This window comes from Brevundimonas sp. (genome assembly GCF_036399195.1).
GTDB lineage: Bacteria > Pseudomonadota > Alphaproteobacteria > Caulobacterales > Caulobacteraceae > Brevundimonas.
The window spans coordinates 1-5,553 of record NZ_DASWNO010000245.1; the positions used below are offsets into that span (position 1 = coordinate 1).

Here is a 5,553-nt window from a genome sequence, read left to right on the forward strand (position 1 = left end):
CCGCGCCATCTCGGCGATCTGGTGCTGGCGTACGAGACCTGCGCGGCCGAGGCGGAGCAGCAGGGCAAGAGTCTGGCCGATCATCTCAGCCACCTGACCGTCCACGGCGTCCTGCACCTGCTGGGCCGCGACCATGATGACGACGGCGACGCCGAGGCGATGGAGGCGGAAGAGCGCGCCGTCCTTGCCAGTCTGGGCGTTGCGGACCCATATCGGGCCGAATGACCGACACCACGATCTCGACAAAGCCGGCCTTAGCCAGGCCGGTGTGGGATTCCCGCTTCGGCCGGGTCGCGCTCGCCCTGCTCGCCGGGGCCGGGGCCGCCCTGGCCCACCCGCCGTTCGGCGTCCTGCCGGGCCTGCTCGGCTACGCCCTGCTGATGATCCTCGCGGAGCGCTCGGCGGGGGTGCGCGGCGGCTTCTGGATGGGCTGGCTGGCGGGCTTCGCCTACTTCTTCATCAGCTGCTGGTGGGTGGCCGAGGCCTTCCTCGTCAATCCGGCGCAGGCCTGGATGGCGCCGTTCGCCGCCAGCCTGCTGCCGATCGGCCTGGGCCTGTTCTGGGGGACGGCTGCGGCGCTGTACCGCTGGCTCGCGCCGGCTGGCGTGCTGCGGGTTCTGGCCTTCGCCGCCCTGTTCTGCCTGCTGGAATGGCTGCGCGGCCATGTGCTGACCGGCTTCCCGTGGAATCCGGCCGGCGCCAGCTGGAAGGCCGGCTCGGCGGCGTCGCAGTTCGCGGCCGTGGGCGGGACCTACGGCCTGAGCTTCGTCACCATCGCCGCCGCCGCCGCTTTCGGCCCCCTGCTGGGCGCCGGATCGAGGCGGGCGCGGATCGGCGTGGCGGTCGCGGGCGCGGTCGCGGTCGCCCTGCTGGTCGCGGGCGGCGCGATGCGGCTGTCGCAGGCGCGGCTGGAGCTGACCGATACGGTGGTCCGGATCGTCCAGGCCGACGTGCCGCAGGAATCCAAATGGACGCCGGAGGCCTATCGCGGCATCGTCGACCGCTACGTGCGGCTGACGGCGCAGCCGGGGGCGCTGACGCCCGACCTGATCATCTGGCCGGAGGGCTCCCTGCCCGCGTCCGCCAATCAGGTGTTCGCGCCCGGCTCGCCCGACGCCGCCGCCATCTCCGCCGCGGTTCAGCCGGGCCAGAGTCTGATCATGGGCATCGGCCGCGGCGTGCCCGACCCGGCCGCTCCCGACGGCGGGCGCTACTACAACAGCCTCATGGTGTTGAGCGACGAAGGCGGCGACGGCCTGCGGGTCGCCGGCGTCTACGACAAATATCGGCTGGTGCCGTTCGGCGAATACCTGCCCGCGGCCGGTCTGCTGGAGACCCTGGGCGTGCGCAGCCTGACCCACATGCCGAGCGACTTCAGCGCCGGACCGCTGCCCGCGCCGATCGACATCCCCGGCGCGCCGAGGGCGCAGCCGCTGATCTGCTACGAGAGCCTGTACCCCGGCTTCACCCCCGGCGGCGCCGGCCGCCCCGGCTGGATCGTCAACATCTCCAACGACGCCTGGTTCGGACGCACGTCGGGACCGCAGCAGCACCTCAACCTCGCCAGCTACCGCGCCATCGAGACGGGCCTGCCGGTGGTCCGATCGACCCCCACGGGGGTGTCGGCGATCATCGATCCTTGGGGCCGGGTGATCGACGGCCAGCGGCTGGACCCCGGCGAGAGCGGCGTGATCGACGCGCCCCTGCCGCGACCGACCGGTGCGACCCTCTACGGCCGGGTCGGCGACCTGCTGTTCTGGCTGGCGGTTCTCGGCGGTCTGGCCGCGGGGTCGCCGTGGCGGCGCTTCCGGCGCGCGGCCTAGACCCGTTGAGACCGACCGGTTTTCGCCTCATGCGCGAAAGCCGGCCTGTGTCAAGCAGCCGACGCCGGCCGCAGGCGTGCATTCGTGCAATTTTTAATGACAGAGGGCGCAGCCGGGCGCATTCAGGCTTTACGGCACCAATCCTAAGGATGGACGACGATGGCGAGGGGCAAGGGCGAGGACGGACCTCATCCCGTGGACCGGCATGTGGGTCGGCGCGTCTGCGAGAAGCGGCTTGCGCTCGGTTACAATCAAAGCGACCTCGGGCGGGCCCTGGGCCTGACCTTCCAGCAAATTCAGAAATACGAAAAGGGCGCCAACCGCATCTCGGCGTCGAAGCTCTGGGACATCGCCCGGTTCTTCAAGGTCGATATCGGCTATTTCTTCGAGGGCCTGACGGGCGCGCAGATCGCCGGCATGGCCGAGGGCGGGGCGGACTTCGACAACGATTTCCCCGCCACCCGCTACACCATCGAGATCGGACGGCTCGCGCCGCAGCTGTCCACCCGGCAGCAGAAGCTGGCGCTGGAGCTGATCCGCGACATGGCCGACCGCAAGGAGACGGACGAGGCCTGAGCCCGTCCGCCAAACCGCCTATTCCGCGGCCGCCTCGCGGCGCTGGCCGAAGGTCGGGGCCCGTTCCTTCTGTTCCGCCCAATAGGTCGCGCCGTCGCGCGGCTTGAACATGGTCTTGGGGACGCCGTCGCGAGAAACGACGGCGAAGGTGTTGGTCGAGGCCTGATACAGCAGCACGTCGCCGTTCGGCCTCTCGACCCGCTCGGTGCCGGCCGGCGGCTGGCGGGTGAAGGCCTCGACCCGCTCCAGATAGTCCTCCGCCGTGCGCGCGCCGAAGTCCGCGCCGTTCCGTTCGAACAGCCGGGCGACCTTGGCGTCGACAGTCTCCTGCCGGTTGGCGGTCAATGCCGGCGCCGCCTCGACGCTCGGAGTCGCGGCCTCTGCCGCCGCCGGTGTGACCGCCTCGGCCGTCCGATCGCGGGTCTCGACGGCGGAATCGCCGTTGCCGCAGGCCGCAAGGCAAAGGCTGGCCGCCGCTCCCGTCATCCACATCCTGATCATCGCCCATCCTCCCATGGTTGCGTGTTCAGCCCGAGCATAACCACAGGTCATTCGTTCACGCAACGTTCCGCTTACGGGGTCCCGCTCTCGACGCATCGGCCGCCGATGGCTAGATGACGGCCATGAGCACCGCCGCCCTGTCCGGACGAAAGATCCTGCTGATCGTGGGCGGCGGCATCGCGGCCTACAAGTCGCTGGAGCTGGCGCGGCTGCTGAAGAAGGCCGGCGCCGAGGTCATGAGCGTGCTGACGCCCGCGGGGGCTGAGTTCGTCACGCCGATGTCGCTGGCGGCCCTGACCGGCCATCCGGTCCGGCAGGCGCTGTTCATGCCCGAGGACGAGACCGCCATGGGCCATATAGAGCTGTCGCGCTGGGCCGATCTGGTCGTGGTCGCGCCGGCGACGGCGGGGCTGATCGCCAAGGCGGCCAACGGCCTGGCCGACGACCTCGCCTCGACGACCCTGCTGGCCACCGACAAGCGGGTGCTGCTGGCCCCGGCGATGAACGTGCGGATGTGGGAGCATCCGGCGGTTCAGGCCAATGTGGCGCGGCTGACGGGCTTCCAAGGGTTTCACGGCGCCGCGATGGTCGGGCCGGATGAGGGGGAGATGGCCTGCGGCGAATTCGGCCTCGGCCGGATGGCGGAGCCGTCCGCCATCCTGTCCGCGATCGAGGGGCTGCTGGCCGGCCCGGATGGAAGGCCCCTGGCGGGACGCCGCGCGGTCGTCACCGCCGGGCCGACCTTTGAGCCGATCGATCCGGTGCGCGGCCTGACCAACCGCTCCAGCGGCAAGCAGGGCTATGCGATCGCCGAAGCCCTGGCCCGGCTCGGAGCCGAGGTGACCCTGGTGTCCGGCCCCGTGGCCCTGCCCGCACCCGCGGGCGTGGAGCGGGTCTGGGCCGAGACGGCGAATGACATGAAAGCCGCCGTGGACGCGGCCCTGCCGGCGGACGTTGCGGTCATGAGCGCCGCCGTAGCCGACTGGCGTGTCGACGGCGTCGCCTCGGGCAAGATCAAGAAGGCCCCTGGCGGCCCGCCCTCCTTGGCCCTGATCGAGAACCCCGACATCCTCGCGGGCGTGTCCGCGCCCGGCCCCCGACGCCCCCGGCTGGTGATCGGCTTCGCCGCCGAGACCACCGACCTGGAGGCCAACGCCCGGGCCAAGCTGTCGCGCAAGGGCTGCGACTGGATCGTCGGCAATGACGTGTCCGACGATGTCTTCGGCGCCGACGGCAACGCCGTGACTCTGTTCACCCGCGACGGCGCCGCCGAAACCTGGCCGCGCCAGTCCAAGACCGAGGTGGCGCGCAAGCTGGCCGCCCGCATCGCCGATCATTTCGCCTGAGGCGCCCGAGCATGACCACGATCCGCATTGAACGCCTGACCCACGCCGGCGACCTGCCGCTTCCCGCCTACGAGACTGACGGCTCCGCCGGGATGGATCTGCGCGCGGCGGTTCCCGAAGACGCCCCCCTGACGCTGGCGCCAGGCGGCCGGGCGCTGGCGCCCACCGGTCTGAAGATCGCGCTGGAGCCGGGCTACGAGGCGCAGGTGCGCCCGCGCTCCGGGCTGGCGCTGAAGCACGGAATCACCTGCCTGAACTCGCCGGGCACCATCGACAGCGACTACCGCGGCGAGGTCGGGGTGATCCTGATCAACCACGGGCAGGAGCCGTTCGTCATCCGCCGCGGCGAACGCATCGCCCAGATGGTCATCGCCCGCCACGAACAGGCGGTGTTGATCGAGGTCGAGGCGCTGGACGAAACCGCCCGCGGCCCCGGCGGCTTCGGCTCGACGGGGCGGTAGCACCCGCGCTCAAGCAGCGAGCGACCGCGTCGCGAGCGTTAGCGCACTAAAGATCTCACGCCTGCCGGAACCCCAGCACGTCCTGCATGTCGTAGAGACCCGGCGGGCGGCTGCGGACCCAGGCGGCGGCGGCCACGGCGCCGCGCGCGAACAGCGAACGGTCGATGGCCGAATGGCTGAGGGTCACGGTCTCGTCCTCGGATCCGAACAGCACGGTGTGCTCGCCGATGATCCCGCCCGCGCGCAGCGAGGCAAAGCCTATGCCGCCCGGCTCGCGCGGCCCGGTCAGGCCGTTCCACGGCTCACGTCGGACCTCCGACAGATCCTGTCCCCGCCCCGCGGCGACGGCCTCGCCGAGCATCAGGGCGGTGCCCGAGGGGGCGTCGGCCTTCTTGCGGTGGTGCGCCTCCAGCACCTCGACATCCCAGTCGCGCGCGTCCAGCCGCTGGGCGGCGTGTTCGACCAGGCCGATCAGGATGTTGACGCCCAGCGAGAAATTGCCGCTGCGGACGATGGCGACCTTGTCGGATGCGGCGACGATCTCCGCGTCCTGATCGGGCGTGAAGCCGGTCGATCCGATGACCAGGGCGGGACCGCCCCGCCCGGCGCAGGCCCGGGCCAGTTCCACCGAGGCGTCCGGGGTCGAGAAGTCGATGATCACGTCGCACAGCGACAGGTCCGGCGTCTCGCCCCGGTCGAAGCGGGCCGAGACCACCACGTCGTCCCGCGCGTCCAGCACGGCCGAGACGGTGCGGCCCATCCGGCCCCGGGCGCCGGAGATGCCGGCGTGGAAGATGGCGCTCAAATCAGACCCCCGAACAGCTCGGCGGCAGTGTGACGGGTTTT

7 protein-coding genes are annotated in these 5,553 nt (G+C 71.2%); 5 read left to right on the forward strand and 2 right to left on the reverse strand.

Annotated elements, in window-relative coordinates; translation table 11 throughout:
- The 3 genes from ybeY to VGB60_RS10820 form a co-directional block, all read left to right on the forward strand.
- Positions 1-225 (forward strand): rRNA maturation RNase YbeY (gene ybeY, locus VGB60_RS10810; protein WP_331038268.1); only part of this gene is annotated, 225 nt, incomplete at its 5' end.
- A complete protein-coding gene (lnt, locus tag VGB60_RS10815) occupies positions 222-1,823 on the forward strand; it encodes an apolipoprotein N-acyltransferase (protein WP_331038269.1) in 1,602 nt (533 codons plus the stop codon). The genes ybeY and lnt, both read left to right, overlap by 4 nt.
- 159 nt (positions 1,824-1,982) lie before the next feature.
- Entirely contained in the window at positions 1,983-2,399 is a 417-nt protein-coding gene (locus VGB60_RS10820; RefSeq protein WP_331038270.1) for a helix-turn-helix domain-containing protein, read from the forward strand.
- An 18-nt stretch (positions 2,400-2,417) separates the two neighbouring features.
- Here VGB60_RS10820 and VGB60_RS10825 read toward each other — a convergent pair whose 3' ends face one another.
- Positions 2,418-2,900 (reverse strand): S-type pyocin family protein, encoded by a 483-nt coding sequence (locus tag VGB60_RS10825; protein ID WP_331038271.1) that lies wholly within the window; start codon positions 2,898-2,900, stop codon positions 2,418-2,420.
- A 122-nt stretch (positions 2,901-3,022) separates the two neighbouring features.
- Here VGB60_RS10825 and coaBC point away from each other — a divergent pair, with 122 nt between their 5' ends.
- Both coaBC and dut read left to right on the forward strand, forming a co-directional pair.
- On the forward strand, positions 3,023-4,246 hold the full coding sequence (coaBC, locus tag VGB60_RS10830) for a bifunctional phosphopantothenoylcysteine decarboxylase/phosphopantothenate--cysteine ligase CoaBC (protein ID WP_331038272.1): 1,224 nt from the start codon (positions 3,023-3,025) through the stop codon (positions 4,244-4,246).
- 11 nt (positions 4,247-4,257) lie between these two features.
- On the forward strand, positions 4,258-4,707 hold the full coding sequence (dut, locus tag VGB60_RS10835) for a dUTP diphosphatase (RefSeq protein WP_331038273.1): 450 nt from the start codon (positions 4,258-4,260) through the stop codon (positions 4,705-4,707).
- A 55-nt stretch (positions 4,708-4,762) separates the two neighbouring features.
- Here dut and dapB read toward each other — a convergent pair whose 3' ends face one another.
- Positions 4,763-5,512 carry a 4-hydroxy-tetrahydrodipicolinate reductase gene (dapB, locus tag VGB60_RS10840; protein WP_331038274.1) on the reverse strand — a complete coding sequence of 250 codons (750 nt, stop codon included), beginning with the start codon at positions 5,510-5,512 and terminating at the stop codon, positions 4,763-4,765.
- Positions 5,513-5,553 lie beyond the last annotated feature (41 nt).

Excerpts from the sequence above, each read along its gene's own strand:
- lnt (WP_331038269.1), top strand. The coding sequence starts at position 222 with ATGACCGACACCACGATCTCGACAAAGCCGGCCTTAGCCAGGCCGGTG.
- VGB60_RS10820 (WP_331038270.1), top strand. The coding sequence starts at position 1,983 with ATGGCGAGGGGCAAGGGCGAGGACGGACCTCATCCCGTGGACCGGCAT.
- VGB60_RS10825 (WP_331038271.1), bottom strand. The coding sequence starts at position 2,900 with ATGATCAGGATGTGGATGACGGGAGCGGCGGCCAGCCTTTGCCTTGCG.
- coaBC (WP_331038272.1), top strand. The coding sequence starts at position 3,023 with ATGAGCACCGCCGCCCTGTCCGGACGAAAGATCCTGCTGATCGTGGGC.
- dut (WP_331038273.1), top strand. The coding sequence starts at position 4,258 with ATGACCACGATCCGCATTGAACGCCTGACCCACGCCGGCGACCTGCCG.